Genomic DNA, 20,867 nt, shown 5'->3' with positions numbered 1-20,867 from the left:
ATGTCTAATTAAGATGGCAGAAAATAAATAGAACCACAATAAGCGTAATTTATGATTTTTTCTGAAAATGAAAAAGGCCGCTAATGCGGCCTTTTTATCATGTGAAACCGGTATCAGTGAGGTTCTACCGAATGACTGTGTTCAACATCTTCGTTCTTTCGGCTAAAGCGGCGGCGAACCACCACGAAGAACACCGGTACGAAGAAGATAGCCAGTACGGTCGCGGTAACCATACCGCCCATCACACCTGTACCTACTGCGTTCTGCGCGCCGGAGCCCGCACCGGAGCTGATAACCAGCGGCAGTACGCCGAGGATAAACGCCAGTGACGTCATCAGTATTGGGCGCAGACGCATACGAACCGCCTCAAGCGTCGCCTCAATAAGACCTTTGCCTTCTTTCTCCATCAGATCTTTGGCGAATTCAACGATAAGTATCGCGTTCTTCGCCGACAAGCCAATGGTTGTCAGCAGGCCTACCTGGAAGTAAACGTCGTTGGTCAGTCCACGGAACGTTGCCGCAAGCAGCGCACCGATAACCCCGAGTGGCACCACCAGCATAACGGAGAACGGAATCGACCAGCTCTCGTACAGTGCCGCCAGACACAGGAACACCACAATCAGTGAAATGGCGTACAGAGCAGGGGCCTGGTTACCGGACAGACGTTCCTGATAGGACATACCGGTCCAGTCATAGCCGATACCCGCAGGCAGTTTGCTTGCCAGCTCTTCCATCAGGTTCATGGCTTCACCGGTGCTTCGGCCCGGAGCGGCCTGACCCAGGATCTCCATTGATGGCAGACCGTTATAGCGTTCCAGACGCGGTGAACCGTATTCCCAGCGTGACGTTGAGAACGCCGAGAACGGTACCATCTGACCATTGCTGCCGCGCACGAACCAGCTGTTGATATCGTTTGGCAACATACGGTACTGCGCCTCTGACATCACGTACACTTTCTTCACACGACCGCGGTCGATGAAGTCGTTAACGTAGCTACCGCCCCAGGCTGCGCCCAGCGTGGTGTTGATGTCACTGATGGATACGCCCAGCGCCTGGGCTTTCTCCTGATCGATATCGATTTTGTACTGCGGCGTATCTTCCAGGCCGTTTGGACGCACGCCGACCAGCAGGTCAGGGTGCTTAGCCACTTCGCCAAACAGCTGGTTACGCGCCTGCGTCAGTTTTTCGTGACCCAGACCGCCCTGGTCAATCAGCTGGAAGTCGAAGCCGGTCGCGGTACCCAGTTCAACAATCGCTGGCAGGTTAAAGGCGAAGACCATCGCATCTTTAATCTGCGAGAAGGTGCCCATTGCACGGCCGGTGATGGCTTCAACCTTGTTCTTTTCGCCCGGACGTTCAGACCAGTCTTTCAGAGAAACGAAGGCAATACCGGTGTTCTGACCACGACCCGCAAAGCCAAAGCCGTTGACCGCAAACACGGACTCAACGTTGTCTTTCTCTTTGGTGAGATAGTAGTCCGTCACTTCATCCAGCACTTTCTGGGTACGCTCTTGCGAGGCACCCGCCGGAAGCTGTGCCATCGTCAGGAACACGCCCTGGTCTTCATCTGGCAGGAACGAGCTTGGCAGACGAACGAACAGGAAAGCCATGCCCACCACGATGATGATATAGAGCAGCAGGTAACGACCGGTGCTGCGCAGGATGTTACCCACGCTGTCGGTGTAGTGGTGCGTGCTCTTATCAAACATGCGGTTAAACCAGCCGAAGAACCCTTTATGCTCGCCGTGACCGCCTTTCTGAATCGGCTTCAGCATGGTGGCACACAGGGCAGGCGTCAGGATCAACGCCACCAGTACCGACAACGCCATCGCGGAAACGATGGTAATGGAGAACTGACGGTAAATCGCACCAGTAGAGCCCCCGAAGAAGGCCATCGGGATAAATACCGCAGACAGCACCATCGCGATACCGACCAGTGCACCCTGGATCTGGCCCATGGATTTACGGGTAGCTTCCTTCGGCGGCAGACCTTCCTCCGCCATCACACGCTCGACGTTCTCGACCACGACGATGGCGTCATCCACCAGCAGGCCGATGGCGAGCACCATCCCGAACATCGTCAGGGTGTTTATCGAGTAGCCAAATATCGACAGGATCGCAAAGGTCCCGAGCAGAACAACCGGCACGGCAATCGTTGGGATAAGCGTCGCGCGGAAGTTTTGCAGGAACAGGTACATCACCAGGAAGACCAGGATGATCGCCTCAACCAGCGTCTTAACCACTTCGTGAATCGAGATTTTTACGAACGGCGTGGTGTCGTACGGGTAAACGATTTTCAGACCTGACGGGAAGAACGGTTCCATCTTCTTCAGCTCTGCGCGGATCGCCGTGGCGGTGTCCAGGGCGTTAGCGCCTGTCGCCAGTTTAATACCCAGACCGGAAGCCGGTTTACCGTTAAACTTCGCAATGATGTCGTAGTTCTCACCGCCCAGCTCAACTTTCGCCACGTCGCGCAGGCGAACCTGCGAACCGTCCTGATTCACTTTCAGCAGAATTTTGCTGAACTCATCGGCAGAGGTCAGACGGGTCTGCGCGATGATCGAGGCGTTAAGCTGCTGGCCTTTCACCGGCGGTGTACCGCCTAACTGACCGGCCGCTACCTGGGCGTTCTGCGCTTTAATCGCGCTGATCACATCAACCGGCGTCAGCTGGAAGTTGTTCAGCTTGTTCGGGTCCATCCAGATACGCATCGCGTACTGGGAACCGAACAGCTGCACGTCACCCACACCGGAAGTACGACTAATCGCGTCCTTCATGTTGGCGCCCACGTAGTCGGAAATATCCTCCTGCGTCATGGTGCCGTTGGTGTTGATAACGCCGACAACCATCAGGAAGCTACTGGACGATTTCTCGACGCTCACACCCTGCTGTTGTACTTCCTGCGGCAGCAGTGGCATCGCCAGCTGCAGTTTGTTCTGCACCTGAACCTGCGCAATGTCAGCATCCGTACCTGACTGGAAGGTCAGGGTGATCTGAACTGTACCGGTGGAGTCACTGTTTGAGGACATGTACATCAGGTTATCGATACCGTTCATGTTCTGTTCGATAACCTGGGTGACGGTGTCCTGCACCGTTTTCGCATCAGCCCCCGGGTAGGTTGCGGAAATTGTCACCGCCGGTGGCGCAATCGTTGGATATTGCGCAACAGGCAGCTTCAGGATCGCAAGTCCCCCGGCCAGCATGATGATAATGGCGATCACCCACGCAAATATGGGGCGATCGATAAAGAAATTAGGCATGTCTTAACGGCTCCTGTTTAAGTTAAGACTTGGTTTGTTCTGACTGGCCAGCGGCCGAAGCTTGTTGTTTATCGTCAGATTTCACTTCCTGTGCTTTAACCTGCGCGCCAGGACGAACTTTTTGCAAACCAGTAACAATCACGCGATCGCCATCTTTCAGACCTTCCGTCACCAGCCATTTATCGCCAATCGCCTGGGTGGCGGTGATATTGCGCGTTTCGACTTTGTCATCAGCCCCAACAACCAGTGCACTCGCATCGCCGCGTGGCGTACGGGTCACACCCTGCTGTGGAACCAGAAGTGCGGTTGGATTCGTTCCTTCTTCCAGACGCGCGCGAACGAACATACCTGGCAGCAGATTCTTGTCAGGGTTCGGGAAAATCGCACGTAAGGTGATGGAACCGGTAGTCTGGTCGACCGTCACGTCAGAGAATTCCAGCGTACCTTCCTGCGGGAACTTGATACCGTCGTTGGTAATCAGCTCCACTTTGGCTTTGCCGTTTTCCTGTTTCAGGGTGCCGTTAGCCAGCTCCTGTTTCAGGCGCAGGAAATCGTTGCTGGACTGCGTCACGTCAACGTAGATCGGATCGAGCTGCTGCACGGTCGCCAGCGCAGTGGTTTGACCGTTCTGCACCAGTGCCCCTTCCGTGACGGAAGACTTACCAATACGACCGCTGATAGGGGAGGTCACTTTGGTATAGGCCAGGTTAATGCGCGCGGTTTCGACAGCCGCTTTGGCTGCCACCACGGCCGCGTTAGCCTGCTGTGCATCTGCCAGGGCGGTATCGTAATCCTGTTGGCTGATGTACTTAGTGCCGAGCAGTTTTTGGTAACGGTTCACCGTCAACTGGGCGATTTTGGCTGCGGCTTGTGCTTTCGCCAGGTCGCCTTTCGCGCTTTCATAAGAGGCCTGATAGGTTGCTGGATCAATCTGATACAGAGACTCACCGGCTTTCACATCACCACCTTCGGTGAAGTTACGTTTCAGGATAATGCCGCTAACCTGAGGACGCACTTCCGCAATGCGGTAAGCATTTGTACGGCCTGGTAATTCGGTGGTGATTTGTAGAGGTTCAGATTTGAGCGTCACGACGCCTACTTCTGGCGCCTGCTGAGCTCCTTGTTGAGCTGGTTTGTCGTCACATCCTGTAAGCGCTAAGCTGCCTGAGAGCATCAGAACGACCGCCAGAGGCGTTAACCCTCTGTTTTTGTTCATATGTAAACCTCGAGTGTCCGATTTCAAATTGATCAAGGGTCCTGAGTCTAAAACCCATTGCTGCGTTTATATTATCGTCATGCTATGGTACATACATTCATAAATGTATGTAAATCTGACTCCTGTAAATTCACCCACCTATGGCACGAAAAACTAAACAACAAGCGCTGGAAACCCGACAACACATACTGGATGTGGCAATACGTTTGTTCTCTCAGCAGGGTGTTTCATCCACCTCGCTGGCACAAATTGCTCAGGCTGCCGGTGTGACGCGAGGAGCGATTTACTGGCATTTTAAAGACAAGTCAGATCTGTTTGGTGAAATCTGGGAGCTTTCAGAGTCCAGCATTAGCGATCTCGAGAGTGAGTATCGGGCAAAATTCCCTGACGATCCACTCTCAGTATTGAGAGAAATATTAGTATATATCCTTGAAGCGACGGTAGTTGAAGAACGTCGCAGATTAATGATGGAAATAATTTATCATAAATGCGAGTTCGTGGGCGAAATGGCGGTGGTGCAGCAGGCGCAACGCAGCCTCAGCCTGGAGAGCTATGACCGTATTGAACAGAACCTGAACCTGTGTATGCAGGCAAAGCTGTTACCGGCCACTCTCCTGACCCGCCGGGCGGCTATCCTGATGCGCGGCTACATTTCAGGTCTGATGGAAAACTGGCTTTTTGCGCCACAATCCTTTGACCTCAAAGAGGAAGCCCGCAGCTACGTGGCGATTTTACTGGAAATGCTACAGCTCTGCCCCACGCTGCGCAGCGACGCGCTCTCGCTAACGGCCTGATCCCTTTCCAGGATTTATCTCAGAGGATAACGTTCGCGCTATTCTGCTTCCGGCGAGCGTGATATTCTTCACGCCGGACTATTTTCGGTCATCTTCTGACATCATTCACAACTATGCTGCCCATCAATCGCTCGCAACATCCTGTTTTTGCATTGCTCTTTGCGATGCTATTTTTCTTCGCCACGGCGCCGCTGACCTGGGCCCGCGCCGATAACAGCAATGATATTCCCTCGCGCGGCGATGTTCAGTCGCAGCTCGACACGCTGAACAAACAAAAAGAGCTCTCTCCTCAGGATAAACTCATCCAGCAGGATCTGACGGAAACGCTGGAAACGCTGGATAAAATTGAACGCGTCAAAGCAGAAACCGTCCAGCTTCGTCAGAAGGTGGCGCAGGCCCCTGAAAACATGCGCAAAGCGACGGAATTGCTGAATGCCCTGAGCGACGTCGATAACGATACCGAAACGCGCAAGACGCTCGCGACGCTCTCTTTACGCCAGCTGGAGTCGCGCGTCGCGCAACTGCTCGACGACCTGCAAACCGCGCAGTCCGACCTCGCGACCTATAACAGCCAGCTTGTCTCCCTGCAGACCCAGCCCGAGCGCGTGCAAAACGCGATGTACGCCGCGTCTCAGCAGTTGCAGCAGATCCGCAACCGCCTGAACGGCACGACGGTAGGGGAAGGTACGCTGCGCCCGACGCAGCAAACCCTGCTGCTGGTTCAGCAGACCTTACTCAATGCGCAGATTGAACAGCAGCGTAAAAGCCTGGAAGGGAATACGGTGCTGCAGGACACGCTTCAGAAACAGCGTGATTACGTCACCGCGAATATTAATCGCCTGGAACACCAGCTTCAGCTGTTGCAGGAGGCGGTAAACAGCAAGCGCCTGACCCTGACGGAAAAAACCGCTCAGGAGGCCGTATCGCCGGACGAAACCGCCCGCATTCAGGCGAATCCGCTGGTGAAGCAGGAGCTTGAGGCGAACCATCAGCTCAGCCAGCGCCTGATTCAGGCGACGGAAAACGGTAATTCGCTGGTTCAGCAAAATATCAAAGTGAAGAACTGGCTGGATCGCGCGCTGCAGGCGGAACGCAACATCAAAGAGCAGATCGCCGTCCTGAAGGGCAGCCTCCTGCTGTCGCGTATTCTCTACCAGCAGCAGCAGACGCTCCCGTCCGCCGATGAGCTGGAGGACATGACCAACCGCATCGCGGATTTACGTCTGGAACAGTTTGACGTCAACCAGCAGCGCGATGCCCTTTTCCAGAGCGATACCTTTGTCGCCAAAGTTGAAGAGGGGCATTCCAGCGACGTGAACCCGGAAGTGCACGACGCGCTGCTCCAGGTCGTCGATATGCGTCGTGAGCTGCTGGACCAACTCAACAAACAGCTGGGTAACCAGCTGATGATGGCCATTAATCTGCAAATCAACCAGCAGCAGCTGGTGAGCGTCTCGAAAAGTCTGCAGGAGATCCTGACCCAGCAGATTTTCTGGGTGAACAGCAACAAGCCGATGGACTGGGACTGGATTAAATCCTTCCCTGAGACGCTGAAAACGCAGATTAAGAGCATGAAGATCACCGTAAACTGGGAGAAAGCCTGGCCTGCGGTGACGATTGCCTTGCTGGCGGGATTACCGCTGCTGCTGATTGCCGGCCTGATCCGCTGGCGCCTGGGCTGGCTCAAGAGATATCAGGCGAAGCTGGCCTCTGAAGTGGGGCAACTGCGCAACGATAGTCAGCTCCATACGCCAAAAGCGATTCTGATCGATCTCATTCGCGCCCTGCCGGTGTGCCTGATTATTCTGGCTGTGGGCCTGATTCTGCTCACCATGCAGCTCAACGTCAGCGATCTGCTGTGGGCATTCAGTAAAAAACTGGCGCTGTTCTGGCTGGTGTTTGGCGTGTGCTGGAAGGTGCTGGAAAAAGACGGTGTGGCGGTGCGTCATTTCAACATGCCTGCACAGCTGACCAGCCACTGGCGTCGTCAGATTGTGCGCATCAGCCTGGCGCTCCTGCCGCTGCATTTCTGGTCGGTTGTCTCTGAGCTTTCCCCGCTGCATCTGATGGATGATGTGCTGGGCCAGCTGGTTATCCTGCTGAACCTGCTGCTGATTGCGATCCTGATGTGGCCGATGTGCCGCGACAGCTGGCGTGATAAAGAGTCCCACAATATTCGTCTGGCCACCGTGACGGTGCTGGCGATCATTCCGCTGGCGCTGATGGTGCTGACGGCAACGGGCTATTTCTATACCACACTGCGCCTGTCCGGGCGCTGGATTGAAACGGTCTATCTGGTGATCGTCTGGAACCTGCTCTATCAGACCGTGCTGCGCGGCCTGAGCGTGGCGGCCCGCCGCATTGCCTATCGCCGTGCCATTGCGCGTCGTCAGCATCAGGTGAAAGAGGGGGCCGAAGGCGCGGAGCCACAGGAAGAGCCGACCATCGCGCTGGAGCAGGTTAACCAGCAGACGCTGCGTATCACCATGCTGGTGATGATTGCCCTGTTTGCCGTGATGTTCTGGGCCATCTGGTCCGATCTCATCACCGTTTTCGCCTATCTCGACAGTATTACCCTCTGGCAATATAACGGTACCGAAGCGGGCGCTGCGGTCATGAAAAGCGTGACCATGGGCAGCCTGCTGTTTGCGCTGGTGTCGTCGGTGGTGGCCTGGGCGTTGATTCGCAACCTGCCAGGCCTGCTCGAAGTGCTGCTCCTGTCACGTCTGAATCTTCGCCAGGGGGCGTCCTACGCCATTACCACGATCCTCAACTACGTGATCATTATTGTCGGGGCGATGACGGTCTTTGGCTCGCTTGGCGTCTCGTGGGATAAACTGCAGTGGCTGGCGGCCGCCCTCTCGGTCGGTCTTGGTTTTGGCCTGCAGGAGATCTTCGGTAACTTTGTGTCCGGCCTGATTATCCTGTTCGAACGTCCGGTACGAATCGGCGATACCGTTACCATCGGCACCTTCTCCGGTACGGTCAGCAAGATCCGTATTCGTGCCACCACCATCACCGACTTCGATCGCAAAGAGGTGATCATCCCGAACAAAGCGTTCGTGACCGAGCGTCTGATCAACTGGTCGCTTTCGGATACGGTGACGCGCGTGGTGATCCGCCTGGGCGTCGCCTATGGATCGGATCTGGAGAAGGTGAAAGAGGTGCTGCTGAAGGCGGCGTCAGAACATCCGAAAGTGATGCACGATCCGGCGCCGGCGGTCTTCTTCACCACCTTTGGGCCGAGTACGCTGGATCACGAGCTGCGTTTATACGTGCGCGAACTGCGTGACCGCAGCTACACGGTGGATGAACTTAACCGTTCTATCGATCGTCTGTGTCGTGAAAACGATATTAATATCGCCTTCAACCAGCTTGAGGTTCACCTGCGTAACGAGAAAGGTGATGAGCATACGGAAGTGAAGCGCGACATTAAGGGTGACGATCCGACTCCGGCTTAATCTATTATTTTCCCTCTCCCTGTGGGAGAGGGTTAGGGTGAGGGCAACAGGCCTTCACCTTTGCCTCAAAATCACGCCGCACAATCTCCAGTGCCTTAAGCACCGTCTCGGCGGGGATCTCATGATTCTCCAGCAGCATAATCAAATCGACGGCCAGTTTGACCTCATCGGGTGCATTATCCAGTGACATGGGTGTGGCTCCTGTTAACGGGTCAAACGTTCAATGACGCGGTCAATTTCATCCAGCGCCTGGCGGCAACGGACAATGCGGCCTTCCAGCGCGCTAACCTCGCGCATCAATAGCTGCTGCTCTTCCAGCGTTTCGCTGCTGTTCAGCCGCACTTCGCGCTCGCGCTTCATCTCAAACAGACGGCGCTCGAATTCCTGATTCTCCAGCCGCTTGCGCTGCCATTTACCCAGACCCGGCGACGCACTGTCCCAGGCGCGCAGCGGCCAGGCGGCGATTTCGCGATGCAGGGCGGTGATCTGCTCAGTGAGATGCTCCGCAAGCCAGACGACCTGCTCTTTATGTTCACTCTCTACCGCGTGGCGAAGCTCGTCGAGATTTGTCTGTGCCTCAGCCAGGTAATCCTGAAGTCGCGTGCTGCGGGTACGGAAAAGCTGCCGGTCAAAGCGTGGCTTCAGCGTGGCGTGTCCCATCAGCGGCGTAGCCTGCGTCCGCAGCAATGTCAGCTGATTTTGTAGCGTCTCAAGAAGCAAGGCTGTTTTCAAAACGCTCTCCAGTGGTAAAGTAGCCGTTCAGTTTGATAACGATTCGCATTATGCAGCGTACTATTTTAATCATCATTGGCTGGCTCGCGGTAGTGCTTGGCACGCTGGGTGTGTTTTTACCCTTACTGCCGACCACGCCGTTTATCCTGCTGGCGGCCTGGTGCTTCGCCCGCTCGTCACCGCGTTTTCACCACTGGCTGCTGTATCGCTCATGGTTTGGCGGCTATCTGCGGCACTGGCAAAAACACCGGGCCATGCCGCCCGGCGCGAAGCCGCGCGCGATCGCGGTGATCCTCATCACCTTCGCTATTTCATTATGGCTGGTGAAAATGATGTGGGTACGCATTCTGCTGCTGGCGATCCTGACCTGTCTGCTTTTCTTTATGTGGCGGATCCCGGTGGTTGATGAAAAGCAACAAAAGCACTGAAGCCTCATCATGGCTGTTGCAATTATCACGCGCAGCCAGTAAATTCGACCGTTTTCGAGCACAGGTGCGCCTGGTCAAAGGTTAAACAATTGTTGCCTTGGCCGACTCGTTGCGCGCTGTGAGTAACACTGTTTCATTTAGGCACAAACCGATGACCGCAACTGCACAGCAGCTTGAATATCTGAAAAACAGCATCAAAAGCATCCAGGACTATCCAAAGCCTGGCATTCTTTTCCGTGATGTCACCAGCTTGCTGGAAGACCCGAAAGCGTACGCGCTCAGCATTGAACTGCTGGTCGAGCGTTATAAAAACGCCGGGATCACCAAAGTAGTAGGTACCGAAGCCCGTGGCTTCCTGTTTGGCGCACCGGTTGCGCTGGCAATGGGCGTGGGTTTTGTGCCGGTGCGTAAGCCGCGCAAACTGCCGCGTGAAACCATTGCTGAGAACTATGAACTGGAATACGGCACCGATCAGCTGGAGATCCACGTTGATGCGATCAAGCCTGGCGACAAAGTGCTGGTGGTTGACGATCTGCTGGCAACCGGCGGTACTATTGAAGCGACCGTAAAGCTGATCCGTCGTCTGGGTGGTGAAGTGACCGACGCGGCATTCATCATCAACCTGTTCGATCTCGGTGGTGAACAGCGCCTGGAAAAACAGGGTATTACCAGCTACAGCCTGGTGCCTTTCCCGGGTCATTAATCCCGTTCCTCACAACCTCGCTCAATGGGTGAGGTTGTGATAGCATTCCCCTCCATAAATTCACCTTCCAGCGTTGCAGAGCCTGCCCATGAGTTATCAGGTGTTAGCCCGTAAATGGCGACCACAAACCTTTGCTGACGTTGTCGGTCAGGAACATGTGCTGACGGCCCTGGCGAACGGCTTGTCGCTAGGTCGCATCCATCACGCCTATCTTTTCTCCGGCACCCGCGGCGTCGGTAAGACCTCTATTGCCCGTTTGCTGGCAAAAGGTCTCAACTGCGAAACCGGGATCACCGCCACGCCGTGCGGCGTGTGTGATAACTGCCGGGAGATCGAGCAGGGGCGTTTTGTCGATCTGATCGAGATCGACGCCGCCTCGCGCACCAAAGTGGAAGATACCCGCGATCTGCTCGATAACGTGCAGTACGCCCCGGCGCGCGGCCGCTTCAAGGTCTACCTGATCGATGAAGTGCACATGCTGTCGCGCCACAGCTTTAACGCCCTGCTGAAAACGCTGGAAGAGCCGCCTGCACACGTGAAGTTCCTGCTGGCGACCACCGATCCGCAAAAGCTGCCGGTCACGATCCTGTCGCGCTGCCTGCAGTTCCATCTGAAGGCGCTGGACGTTGAGCAGATCCGCGCTCAGCTTGAGCACATTCTTGATGAAGAGAAAATTGTCCACGAACCGCGTGCCCTGCAGCTACTGGCCCGCGCGGCGGACGGTAGCCTGCGTGATGCGCTAAGCCTGACCGACCAGGCGATTGCCAGCGGTGACGGCAAACTCTCCACCGAGGCGGTCAGCACTATGCTCGGCACGCTGGATGACGATCAGGCGCTGTCGCTTATCGAAGCGATGATTGCCGCCAACGGCGAACGCGTGATGTCGCAGGTGAATGCGGCCGCTGCCAGGGGTATAGAATGGGAAGGGCTGCTGGTTGAGATGCTCAGCCTGCTGCACCGCGTGGCGATGCTGCAGCTTTCTCCGTCCGCCATCGGTGCGGATATGGCCGCCATTGAACAGCGGATGCGTGAACTTGCCCGCACCGTGCCGCCTGCCGACGTACAGCTTTATTACCAGACGCTGCTGATTGGCCGCAAAGAGTTACCGTTCGCGCCGGACCCCAGGATGGGCGTTGAAATGACGCTGCTGCGCGCGCTGGCGTTCCACCCGCGCATGCCATTGCCGGAGCCGGAAGTGCCTCGGCAGTCTTTCGCGCCGGTCGCCCCTACGGCGGTGATGTCACCGCAGCAGGTGCCGCCGCAGCCGACACCGCCGCCACAGCAAAACGTGCCGCTGTCGGAGGCCACCAGTTCGGTGCTTGCCGCACGAAGCCAGCTGCAGCGTGCCCAGGGAGCAACCAAACCAAAAAAGAGTGAACCGGCAGCGCCAGGAAGAGCGCGGCCGGTGAACAACGCCGCGCTTGAACGACTGGCCTCGGTAACGGAGCGCGTGCAGTCGCGTCCTGCACCGTCCGCGCTCGAGCAGAAAGCCCCGGTGAAAGAAGAGGCTTACCGCTGGAAGGCAACCACCATCATCGAAGAGGTGAAGGAAGAGGTCGCCACGCCGAAAGCGCTGAAAAAGGCGCTGGAGCATGAGAAAACGCCGGAGCTTTCCGCGAAGCTTGCCGAAGAGTCCATTGCACGCGACGCCTGGGCCGCCGAGGTCAGCAAACTCCAGCTGCCTAAGCTGGTCGAGCAGGTCGCGCTGAATGCCTGGAAAGAGCAGGACGGCAATCAGGTGCGTTTACACCTGCGTCCGGGTCAACGGCACCTGAATTCTCCTGGTGCGCAAAAGGCGCTGGCCGAGGCGCTCGCCACATTACAGGGTGCGCCGGTTGAATTGACTATCATTGAAGATGATAATCCGGCAGTGAAAACGCCGCTCGAGTGGCGCCAGGCCATTTATGAAGAAAAGCTCGCGCAGGCGCGCGAGGCGATTATTGCGGATAACAACATTCAGACCCTGCGCCGGTTCTTCGACGCCGATCTGGATGAAGAGAGTATTCGCCCCATTTGATCGTGAGTCTGACTTACGGTTGTAATCCTTAAACGTGAAAGAAGAGAGAAGCCTATGTTTGGTGGAAAAGGCGGTCTGGGTGGCCTGATGAAGCAGGCTCAGCAGATGCAGGAAAAAATGCAGAAGATGCAGGAAGAGATCGCTCAGATGGAAGTCACGGGTGAGTCCGGTGCCGGTCTGGTCAAAGTGACCATCAACGGTGCGCACAACTGCCGTCGCGTGGAAATCGACCCGAGCCTGCTCGAAGACGACAAAGAGATGCTGGAAGATCTGGTTGCCGCCGCGTTTAACGATGCTGCGCGCCGTATCGACGAAACCCAGAAAGAGAAAATGGCCTCTGTTTCCAGCGGTATGCAGCTGCCGCCTGGCTTCAAGATGCCATTCTGATGCAAACCAGTCCGCTGCTCACGCAGTTAATGGAAGCACTGCGCTGCCTGCCGGGCGTTGGCCCGAAGTCGGCGCAGCGCATGGCGTTTACGCTATTGCAGCGCGACCGCAGCGGCGGGATGCGCCTGGCGCAGGCTTTAACCCGCGCCATGTCAGAAATTGGTCACTGTGCGGATTGCCGTACCTTTACCGAGCAGGACGTGTGTAACATCTGTACGAACCCGCGTCGTCAGGAAAACGGTCAGATTTGCGTGGTGGAGAGTCCGGCGGACATCTACGCCATCGAACAAACCGGGCAGTTTTCCGGCCGCTACTTCGTGCTGATGGGGCATCTCTCCCCGCTGGACGGTATTGGCCCGGATGATATCGGTCTTGACCGCCTTGAACAGCGTCTTGAGTCCGAAACCATCAAAGAGGTGATCCTCGCCACCAACCCGACGGTGGAAGGGGAGGCAACCGCCAACTACATCGCCGAACTGTGCTCGCAGTACGGCGTTGACGCCAGCCGCATCGCCCACGGCGTGCCGGTGGGCGGCGAGCTGGAAATGGTGGACGGCACCACGCTGTCGCACTCTCTGGCCGGGCGTCACAAGATTATTTTCTGACCAAACGGAGGCTGCGCGCGCGGCCTCCGCTTGAAAATCCCCCCCCTTATCCCCATCTCTCACTCAACGTTTTACAACCCCATTAAATGGCATTGTTGAGGTCGACTTAGATGAAAGGACAAGAAACCCGTGGTTTCCAGTCAGAAGTAAAACAGCTTCTGCACCTGATGATCCATTCCCTGTATTCCAACAAAGAAATTTTCCTGCGTGAGCTGATTTCCAACGCCTCGGACGCGGCGGACAAGCTGCGCTTCCGCGCGCTGTCTAATCCGGATCTGTATGAAGGCGACGGAGAGCTGCGCGTGCGCGTCTCGTTCAATAAAGAGAACCGCACCCTGACCATTGCCGATAACGGCATCGGGATGAACCGCGACGAGGTGATCGACCACCTTGGGACCATCGCCAAATCTGGCACCAAAGCGTTCCTTGAGTCCATGGGCTCTGACCAGGCGAAAGACAGCCAGCTGATCGGTCAGTTCGGCGTCGGTTTCTACTCGGCGTTCATCGTGGCGGATAAAGTTACTGTGCGCACCCGCGCCGCGGGCGACAGCGCCGAGAACGGCGTGCTGTGGGAATCTAAAGGTGAAGGCGAATACACCGTTGGTGACATCACCAAAGCGGATCGCGGCACCGAAATCACCCTGCACCTGCGTGAAGGGGAAGACGATTTCCTGAACGACTGGCGCGTGCGCTCCATCATCAGCAAATATTCCGACCACATCGCCCTGCCGGTAGAGATTGAAAAACAGGAAGAGAAAGACGGCGAAACCGTGGTCTCCTGGGAGAAAATCAACAAGGCGCAGGCGCTGTGGACGCGCAACAAGTCTGAAATTAAAGACGACGAATACAACGAGTTCTACAAGCACATCGCCCACGACTTTACCGACCCGCTGACCTGGAGCCATAACCGTGTGGAAGGTAAGCAGGAGTACACCAGCCTGCTGTACATTCCGGCACAGGCACCGTGGGACATGTGGAACCGCGATCACAAGCACGGCCTGAAGCTGTACGTGCAGCGCGTGTTCATCATGGACGACGCCGAGCAGTTCATGCCGAACTACCTGCGCTTTGTGCGCGGTCTGATAGATTCTAACGATCTGCCGCTCAACGTCTCGCGTGAAATTCTGCAGGACAGCACCGTCACCCGTAACTTGCGCAACGCCCTGACTAAACGTGCGCTGCAGATGCTGGAAAAACTGGCGAAAGACGATGCGGAAAAATATCAGACCTTCTGGAAACAGTTCGGCCTGGTGCTGAAAGAAGGCCCGGCAGAAGACACCGCGAACGTTGAAGCGATCGCCAAACTGCTGCGCTTCGCTTCTACGCATACCGACTCCTCCGCGCAGACCGTGTCGCTGGAAGAGTACGTCTCGCGCATGAAAGAAGGGCAGGAGAAGATCTACTACATCACCGCCGACAGCTACGCGGCGGCGAAGAGCAGCCCGCACCTGGAGCTGTTGCGCAAGAAAGGCATCGAAGTGCTGCTGCTTTCTGACCGCATCGACGAGTGGATGATGAACTACCTGACCGAGTTCGACGGTAAATCCTTCCAGTCCGTTGCCAAAGCTGACGAGTCCATCGACAAGCTGGCGGATGAAGTGGATGAAAGCGCGAAAGAAGCCGAGAAGGCGCTGGAGCCGTTCGTTGAGCGCGTGAAAACCCTGCTGGGCGAGCGCGTCAAAGAGGTGCGCTTCACGCACCGTCTGACCGACACCCCGGCCATTGTCACCACCGATGCTGACGAAATGGGCACCCAGATGGCGAAACTGTTCGCAGCGGCGGGCCAGGCAATGCCGGAAGTGAAATATATCTTTGAGCTTAATCCGGATCATCCGCTGGTGAAACGCGCGGCGGATACCCAGGACGACGCCCGTTTTGCCGAGTGGGTCGAACTGCTGCTGGATCAGTCCCTGCTGGCCGAGCGCGGCACGCTGGAAGATCCTAACCTGTTCATTAAACGTGTGAATGCGCTGCTGCTGGCGTAACTAAACACCTGCCCCTCACCCTGCCCTCTCCCCAAAGGGGAGAGGGTGTTCAAATTCCCTCTCCCCTTTGGGGAGAGGGTTAGGGTGAGGGGGAATCAACCGCACTAACCCAAATAATCTCCCCCCGTTAACCGTTTCAGCCTTCCTGCCTTCCTTGAGCGATGCCCGTTCTGGTGGTATTGTTTAGCGCTTTTGAAAAATTGAAACGACTTTTGAGGGGATTTTCGCAATGCGTATTATTCTGCTTGGCGCTCCGGGCGCGGGTAAAGGAACTCAGGCTCAGTTCATCATGGAGAAATACGGTATTCCGCAAATCTCCACCGGTGACATGCTGCGCGCCGCTGTTAAATCTGGCTCCGAGCTGGGTAAACAAGCGAAAGATATCATGGACGCAGGCAAGCTGGTGACCGACGAGCTGGTTATTGCTCTGGTCAAAGAGCGCATTGCTCAGGAAGACTGCCGTAACGGTTTCCTGCTGGACGGCTTCCCACGCACCATTCCTCAGGCTGACGCCATGAAAGAAGCGGGCATCAACGTGGACTACGTTCTGGAGTTCGACGTACCGGACGAGCTGATCGTTGACCGTATCGTTGGCCGTCGCGTACACGCTGCTTCTGGCCGCGTTTACCACATCAAATTCAACCCACCTAAGGTTGAAGGCAAAGACGACGTGACCGGCGAAGAGCTGACCACCCGTAAAGACGATCAGGAAGAGACCGTGCGTAAACGCCTGGTGGAATACCATCAGATGACGGCACCGCTGATCGGCTACTACACCAAAGAAGCGCAGGCGGGTAACACCAAATACGCCAAAGTTGACGGCACCAAAGCCGTGGCTGACGTACGTGCAGAGCTGGAAAAAATCCTCGGCTAATCGCGCGCCTCTCACCCGGGCTCCCGGGTGAGAAATATTCTCATCTTACCTATTACAGCAATGGGTTTCGTTTAAACGCATTTCCGCTACAATTGACAACCTATCAAATGGTTAAGAGGCGTGAATGAGTCAGGCGAAAACCGGCATCCTGCTTGCCAATCTGGGCACTCCAGAAGCACCTACATCAGACGCGGTAAAACGCTACCTGCGACAATTTTTAAGCGACTCGCGCGTCGTGGATTTTCCGAGACTGCTGTGGTGGCCGTTGCTGCGTGGCGTCATTCTGCCGATTCGTTCTCCGCGCGTCGCCAAACTCTATCAGTCCGTCTGGATGGAAGAGGGCTCGCCGCTGATGGTTTACAGCCGTCGTCAGGAAAAAGCGCTGGCCGCCCGCCTGCCGGATATGCCCGTCGCGCTTGGCATGAGCTACGGAAAACCGTCCCTGGAAAGCGCGGTGGAATCACTGCTGGCGCAGGGCGTGGACCATATCGTCGTGCTGGCGCTCTACCCGCAATACTCTTGCTCGACGGTGGCCGCCGTCTGGGACGAGCTGGCCCGCATTCTGGCGACCCGTCGCCGCATTCCGGGCGTGACCTTTATTCGCGATTACGCGGATAACGATCTCTACATCAAGGCGCTTGCCAACAGCGCGCGCGTATCGTTTGAAAAGCACGGCGAGCCGGATCTGCTGTTGCTTTCCTATCACGGGATCCCACAGCGTTTCGCCAATGAAGGGGATGATTATCCACAGCGCTGCCGTGATACCACGCGCGAACTGGTTTCTGCCCTTGGCCTGCCGCCGGAGAAGGTGATGATGACCTTCCAGTCGCGCTTCGGTCGCGAGCCGTGGCTGACGCCGTACACCGATGAAACCCTCAAAATGCTCGGTGAGAAGGGAGTGAAGCATATTCAGGTGATGTCGCCGGGCTTCTCGGCAGACTGTCTGGAAACGCTGGAGGAGATCGCGGTGCAAAACCGGGAGTTTTTCCTTGAGGCTGGTGGCGAAAAGTACGAATACATTCCGGCGCTTAACGACTCGCCTGAGCATATCGACATGATGGTCTCGCTGGTAACGAACAGCCGCTGATCGCACTCCGGGCCGGGTTTGTGCTACCATTCCCGGCCCATATTCTTCGTACAGTTCAGACCATGAAATTTCCCGGTAAACGCAAATCCAAACACTACTTCCCCGTCAATGCCCGCGATCCGCTCCTGCAGCAAATCCAGCCAGAAAATGAAACCAGCGCGGCATGGGTCGTCGGTATCGATCAGACGCTGGTGGACATTGAAGCGAAAGTGGATGATGCGTTTGTCGCCCGTTACGGTTTGAGCGCCGGTCACTCGCTGGTGATTGAGGACGATGTCGCCGAAGCGCTGTACCAGGAGCTGGTTCGCGAAAACCTGATTACCCATCAGTTCGCCGGTGGCACCATCGGCAATACCATGCACAACTACTCCGTACTGGCAGACGACCGCTCGGTTCTGCTCGGCGTGATGTGCAGCAATATCGAAATCGGCGGCTATGCCTACCGCTATTTGTGCAACACCTCCAGCCGTACCGATCTGAACTACCTCCAGGGCGTCGACGGGCCCATTGGTCGCTGCTTTACGCTGATTAGCGATTCCGGCGAGCGTACCTTTGCCATCAGCCCGGGCCATATGAACAAGCTGCGTGCCGAGAGCATTCCTGAAGAGGTGATTGCGGGCGCCTCGGCGCTGGTGCTGACCTCCTACCTGGTGCGCTGTAAGCCGGGCGAGCCCATGCCGGAAGCGACCATGAAAGCGATTGAGTACGCGAAGAAATACAATGTGCCGGTCGTTCTGACGCTGGGCACGAAATTCGTTATCGCCGATAACCCGGAGTGGTGGCAGGCCTTCCTGAAAGAGCACGTCTCGATTCTGGCGATGAACGAAGAAGAGGCCGAAGCGTTGACCGGCGAAAGCGATCCGCTGCTGGCGTCTGACAAAGCGCTGGACTGGGTGGATTTGGTGCTCTGCACCGCCGGCCCGGTAGGGCTGTATATGGCTGGCTTCACGGAAGAAGAGAGCAAACGCAAAACCCAGCATCCGCTGCTGCCTGGCGCGATTGCCGAGTTCAATCAGTACGAGTTCAGCCGTGGTATGCGTTACAAAGATTGCGTGAATCCGCTGCGTATCTACTCGCATATCGCGCCTTATATGGGCGGGCCGGAGAAGATCATGAACACCAACGGTGCGGGCGACGGCGCGCTGGCCGCGCTGCTGCACGACATCACCGCTAACGCCTATCACAAAACCAACGTGCCGAACTCCAGCAAGCATAAGTTCAGCTGGCTGACCTATTCGTCGTTGGCGCAGGTGTGTAAGTACGCTAACCGCGTGAGCTATCAGGTACTGAATCAGCACTCTCCGCGCTTAACGCGTGGCCTGCCGGAACGGGAAGACAGCCTCGAAGAGGCGTACTGGGACAGGTAAAATAAAACCCCTCACCCTAACCCTCTCCCCACAGGGGAGAGGGAACGTGAACACCCTCGCCCCTGTGGGGAGAGGGCTGGGGTGAGGGGACATGGCCGCACAAGCTAACCCGTCACCGCCTCTTCAACCGGCGGTTTCTCCAGCAGCGTCAGCATCGTATTTGCAATCTCGCGCTCGCCCATCACCACCTTATTCGCGCCGCGCTCGGTAATGTACTCCACCTCGTCGTCATAATGCGCCCGGGCGATAATCTCAATCGTTGGGCACTTTTCGCGCGCGGAGGCAACAATCTCACCCGCTTCATAGCCGTTAGGTATGGTCAGCAGCAGCCAGCGCGCGCAGTCCAGATGCGCCAGATTCATAATCTCTTCGTTTGCCGCATTGCCCAGCACTGCACGAATACCGCGCTCGCGCAACTCGTCGACGCGGGTGCGTGAGGTTTCAATCACCACCAGCGGGATCCCTTGCGCCATCAGTTTCTCACCGAGCAGGCTGCCCACGCGGCCAAAACCGACCAGCAGGGCGTGATTGCAAATATCCACCGGGATCTGCTTCTCTTCTTCGATGACCTCTTCGAGCGTCTGTTCTTCCAGCGTTTCGGTTTTATCGAGGTATTTTTCCAGCAGGGCAAACAGCACCGGGTTTAGCATAATCGACAGGATCGCGCCCGCCAGCACCAGGTTTTGCCCCGCCTGCGGCAGCAGGTTCAGGGCCATACCCAGACCGGCCAGAATAAAGGCGAACTCACCAATTTGTGCCAGACTGGCGGCGATGGTCAGTGCCGTCCGCGGAGAGTGGCCGAACATCCGCACCAGGAAGAAGGCGGCGAGCGACTTACCAAAGATGATGATCGCCAGCGTGCCCAGCACGGCCAGCGGTTGATGAATCAGAACCATCGGGTCAAACAGCATCCCGACGGAGACGAAGAACAGCACGGCGAAGGCATCACGCAGCGGCAGAGTATCGTGTGCCGCGCGGTGGCTCAGTTCGGACTCGTTCAGCACCATCCCGGCGAAGAACGCGCCCAGGGCAAAGGAGACATCAAACAGCTCAACGGCACCAAAAGCGATACCCAGCGCCAGCGCCAGCACGGAGAGGGTAAACAGCTCGCGTGAGCCGGTTGCCGCGCTGCGGGACATGATCCACGGTACCAGGCGGCGGCCCACCAGCATCATGATGGCGATAAACGCCACAACCTTACCGATGGTGATGCCCATATCCAGCGCCAGCGAGGCAAAGCCGACGTTGTCTTTTTCCATCATCCCGGCGACGGCAGGCAGCAGTACCAGCGTCAGCACCATGACCAGGTCTTCAACAATCAGCCAGCCTATCGCGATTTGCCCGCGCTGGCTGTCTATCAGCTGTCTCTCTTCAAGCGCGCGCAGCAGCACCACGGTACTGGCGGTTGAGAGACACAGCCCAAAAACGATACCGGTCATTAACGACCAGCCCAGCACGGCCGAAAGCGCCATCCCCAGCAGCGTCGCCACCCCTATCTGGGCGATCGCTCCCGGTATGGCAATCGACTTTACCGCCATCAAATCCTTCAGGGAGAAGTGCAGGCCGACGCCAAACATCAGCAGAATCACGCCCAATTCCGCCAGCTCAGGGGCCAGTTTGGTATCCGCCACGAAGCCTGGCGTAAACGGTCCCGCCAGTACACCCGCTAACAGATAGCCGACAAGAGGAGAAATACGCAGTTTATTGGCAATCATGCCGAGGATAAAAGCGAGCACAAGTCCACCAACAATGGTGGTGATAAGCGGTGTGGCGTGGTGCATTCCGTCTCCTTTCGTTGTGGGTGTTCCTTTTTGGTGTAAACCAAAAAAACCGAGTAATAGTTTATGACAATTTTTACCCTTATGTTTATGAATAATTGTTGAAGTTTGAATAAAACAGCAATATGCGCATAAAAAAGCGCATATTGATAAATTCAGGGAGGGGATGGAGA

16 protein-coding genes and 1 other annotated feature are annotated in these 20,867 nt (G+C 56.4%); of the genes, 11 read left to right on the top strand and 5 right to left on the bottom strand.

What is annotated here, in order from left to right; all coding sequences use genetic code 11:
• Nucleotides 1-113 precede the first annotated feature (113 nt).
• Together acrB and acrA are read right to left on the bottom strand one after the other, a co-directional pair.
• Entirely contained in the window at nucleotides 114-3,260 is a 3,147-nt protein-coding gene (acrB, locus tag FU672_RS16140; RefSeq protein WP_029741964.1) for a multidrug efflux RND transporter permease subunit AcrB, read from the bottom strand.
• 22 nt (nucleotides 3,261-3,282) lie between these two features.
• Entirely contained in the window at nucleotides 3,283-4,476 is a 1,194-nt protein-coding gene (gene acrA / locus FU672_RS16135; RefSeq protein WP_148244021.1) for a multidrug efflux RND transporter periplasmic adaptor subunit AcrA, read from the bottom strand.
• Between the two features lie 140 nt (nucleotides 4,477-4,616).
• Here acrA and acrR point away from each other — a divergent pair, with 140 nt between their 5' ends.
• Together acrR and mscK are read left to right on the top strand one after the other, a co-directional pair.
• Nucleotides 4,617-5,270, top strand: a complete 654-nt coding sequence (acrR, locus tag FU672_RS16130; protein WP_148244019.1) for a multidrug efflux transporter transcriptional repressor AcrR — start codon at nucleotides 4,617-4,619, stop codon at nucleotides 5,268-5,270.
• 113 nt (nucleotides 5,271-5,383) lie between these two features.
• Nucleotides 5,384-8,731 (top strand): mechanosensitive channel MscK, encoded by a 3,348-nt coding sequence (gene mscK / locus FU672_RS16125; protein ID WP_148244017.1) that lies wholly within the window; start codon nucleotides 5,384-5,386, stop codon nucleotides 8,729-8,731.
• Between the two features lie 4 nt (nucleotides 8,732-8,735).
• Here mscK and rsmS read toward each other — a convergent pair whose 3' ends face one another.
• The gene (gene rsmS / locus FU672_RS16120; RefSeq protein ID WP_148244015.1) at nucleotides 8,736-8,921 is read right to left on the bottom strand and encodes a pleiotropic regulatory protein RsmS; all 186 of its coding nucleotides are present in this window, start codon (nucleotides 8,919-8,921) and stop codon (nucleotides 8,736-8,738) included.
• A 14-nt stretch (nucleotides 8,922-8,935) separates the two neighbouring features.
• Nucleotides 8,936-9,463 (bottom strand): primosomal replication protein N'', encoded by a 528-nt coding sequence (gene priC, locus FU672_RS16115; RefSeq protein ID WP_148244013.1) that lies wholly within the window; start codon nucleotides 9,461-9,463, stop codon nucleotides 8,936-8,938.
• A gap of 50 nt (nucleotides 9,464-9,513) precedes the next feature.
• Here priC and FU672_RS16110 point away from each other — a divergent pair, with 50 nt between their 5' ends.
• The 9 genes from FU672_RS16110 to FU672_RS16070 all read left to right on the top strand — a co-directional run bounded on the left by FU672_RS16110 (nucleotide 9,514) and on the right by FU672_RS16070 (nucleotide 18,916).
• On the top strand, nucleotides 9,514-9,891 hold the full coding sequence (locus FU672_RS16110) for a DUF454 family protein (RefSeq protein ID WP_148244011.1): 378 nt from the start codon (nucleotides 9,514-9,516) through the stop codon (nucleotides 9,889-9,891).
• Nucleotides 9,892-10,042: 151 nt separating this feature from the next.
• On the top strand, nucleotides 10,043-10,594 hold the full coding sequence (apt, locus tag FU672_RS16105; protein WP_039263965.1) for an adenine phosphoribosyltransferase: 552 nt from the start codon (nucleotides 10,043-10,045) through the stop codon (nucleotides 10,592-10,594).
• Nucleotides 10,595-10,682: 88 nt separating this feature from the next.
• Complete coding sequence (gene dnaX, locus FU672_RS16100) at nucleotides 10,683-12,611, top strand: DNA polymerase III subunit gamma/tau (RefSeq protein ID WP_148244010.1); 1,929 nt, start codon at nucleotides 10,683-10,685, stop codon at nucleotides 12,609-12,611.
• Nucleotides 11,941-12,005, top strand: a sequence feature (DnaX frameshifting element). Its footprint overlaps the gene before it by 65 nt.
• A gap of 54 nt (nucleotides 12,612-12,665) precedes the next feature.
• On the top strand, nucleotides 12,666-12,998 hold the full coding sequence (locus FU672_RS16095; RefSeq protein WP_014882811.1) for a YbaB/EbfC family nucleoid-associated protein: 333 nt from the start codon (nucleotides 12,666-12,668) through the stop codon (nucleotides 12,996-12,998).
• Nucleotides 12,998-13,603: a recombination mediator RecR gene (gene recR / locus FU672_RS16090; protein ID WP_008499298.1), complete on the top strand. Its 606-nt coding sequence runs from the start codon at nucleotides 12,998-13,000 to the stop codon at nucleotides 13,601-13,603. Before FU672_RS16095 ends, recR begins: the two co-directional genes overlap by 1 nt.
• Nucleotides 13,604-13,713: 110 nt before the next feature.
• Nucleotides 13,714-15,588, top strand: a complete 1,875-nt coding sequence (htpG, locus tag FU672_RS16085) for a molecular chaperone HtpG (protein ID WP_148244008.1) — start codon at nucleotides 13,714-13,716, stop codon at nucleotides 15,586-15,588.
• 229 nt (nucleotides 15,589-15,817) lie between these two features.
• Entirely contained in the window at nucleotides 15,818-16,462 is a 645-nt protein-coding gene (gene adk, locus FU672_RS16080) for an adenylate kinase (RefSeq protein WP_006809841.1), read from the top strand.
• A gap of 124 nt (nucleotides 16,463-16,586) precedes the next feature.
• Nucleotides 16,587-17,549 carry a ferrochelatase gene (gene hemH / locus FU672_RS16075; protein ID WP_148244006.1) on the top strand — a complete coding sequence of 321 codons (963 nt, stop codon included), beginning with the start codon at nucleotides 16,587-16,589 and terminating at the stop codon, nucleotides 17,547-17,549.
• 62 nt (nucleotides 17,550-17,611) lie between these two features.
• Nucleotides 17,612-18,916, top strand: coding sequence for an inosine/guanosine kinase (locus FU672_RS16070; RefSeq protein WP_059346268.1), 1,305 nt, complete (start codon nucleotides 17,612-17,614; stop codon nucleotides 18,914-18,916).
• A 104-nt stretch (nucleotides 18,917-19,020) separates the two neighbouring features.
• Here FU672_RS16070 and ybaL read toward each other — a convergent pair whose 3' ends face one another.
• The gene (gene ybaL / locus FU672_RS16065) at nucleotides 19,021-20,697 is read right to left on the bottom strand and encodes a YbaL family putative K(+) efflux transporter (protein ID WP_023334742.1); all 1,677 of its coding nucleotides are present in this window, start codon (nucleotides 20,695-20,697) and stop codon (nucleotides 19,021-19,023) included.
• Between the last annotated feature and the right edge of the window lie 170 nt (nucleotides 20,698-20,867).

The organism is Enterobacter asburiae, from assembly GCF_008080435.1.
In the GTDB taxonomy this organism is placed as follows: Bacteria; Pseudomonadota; Gammaproteobacteria; order Enterobacterales; family Enterobacteriaceae; genus Enterobacter; species Enterobacter asburiae_C.
The sequence above is the reverse complement of the archived record's forward strand: the minus strand, read 5'-3'. Positions and strand labels throughout refer to the sequence as shown.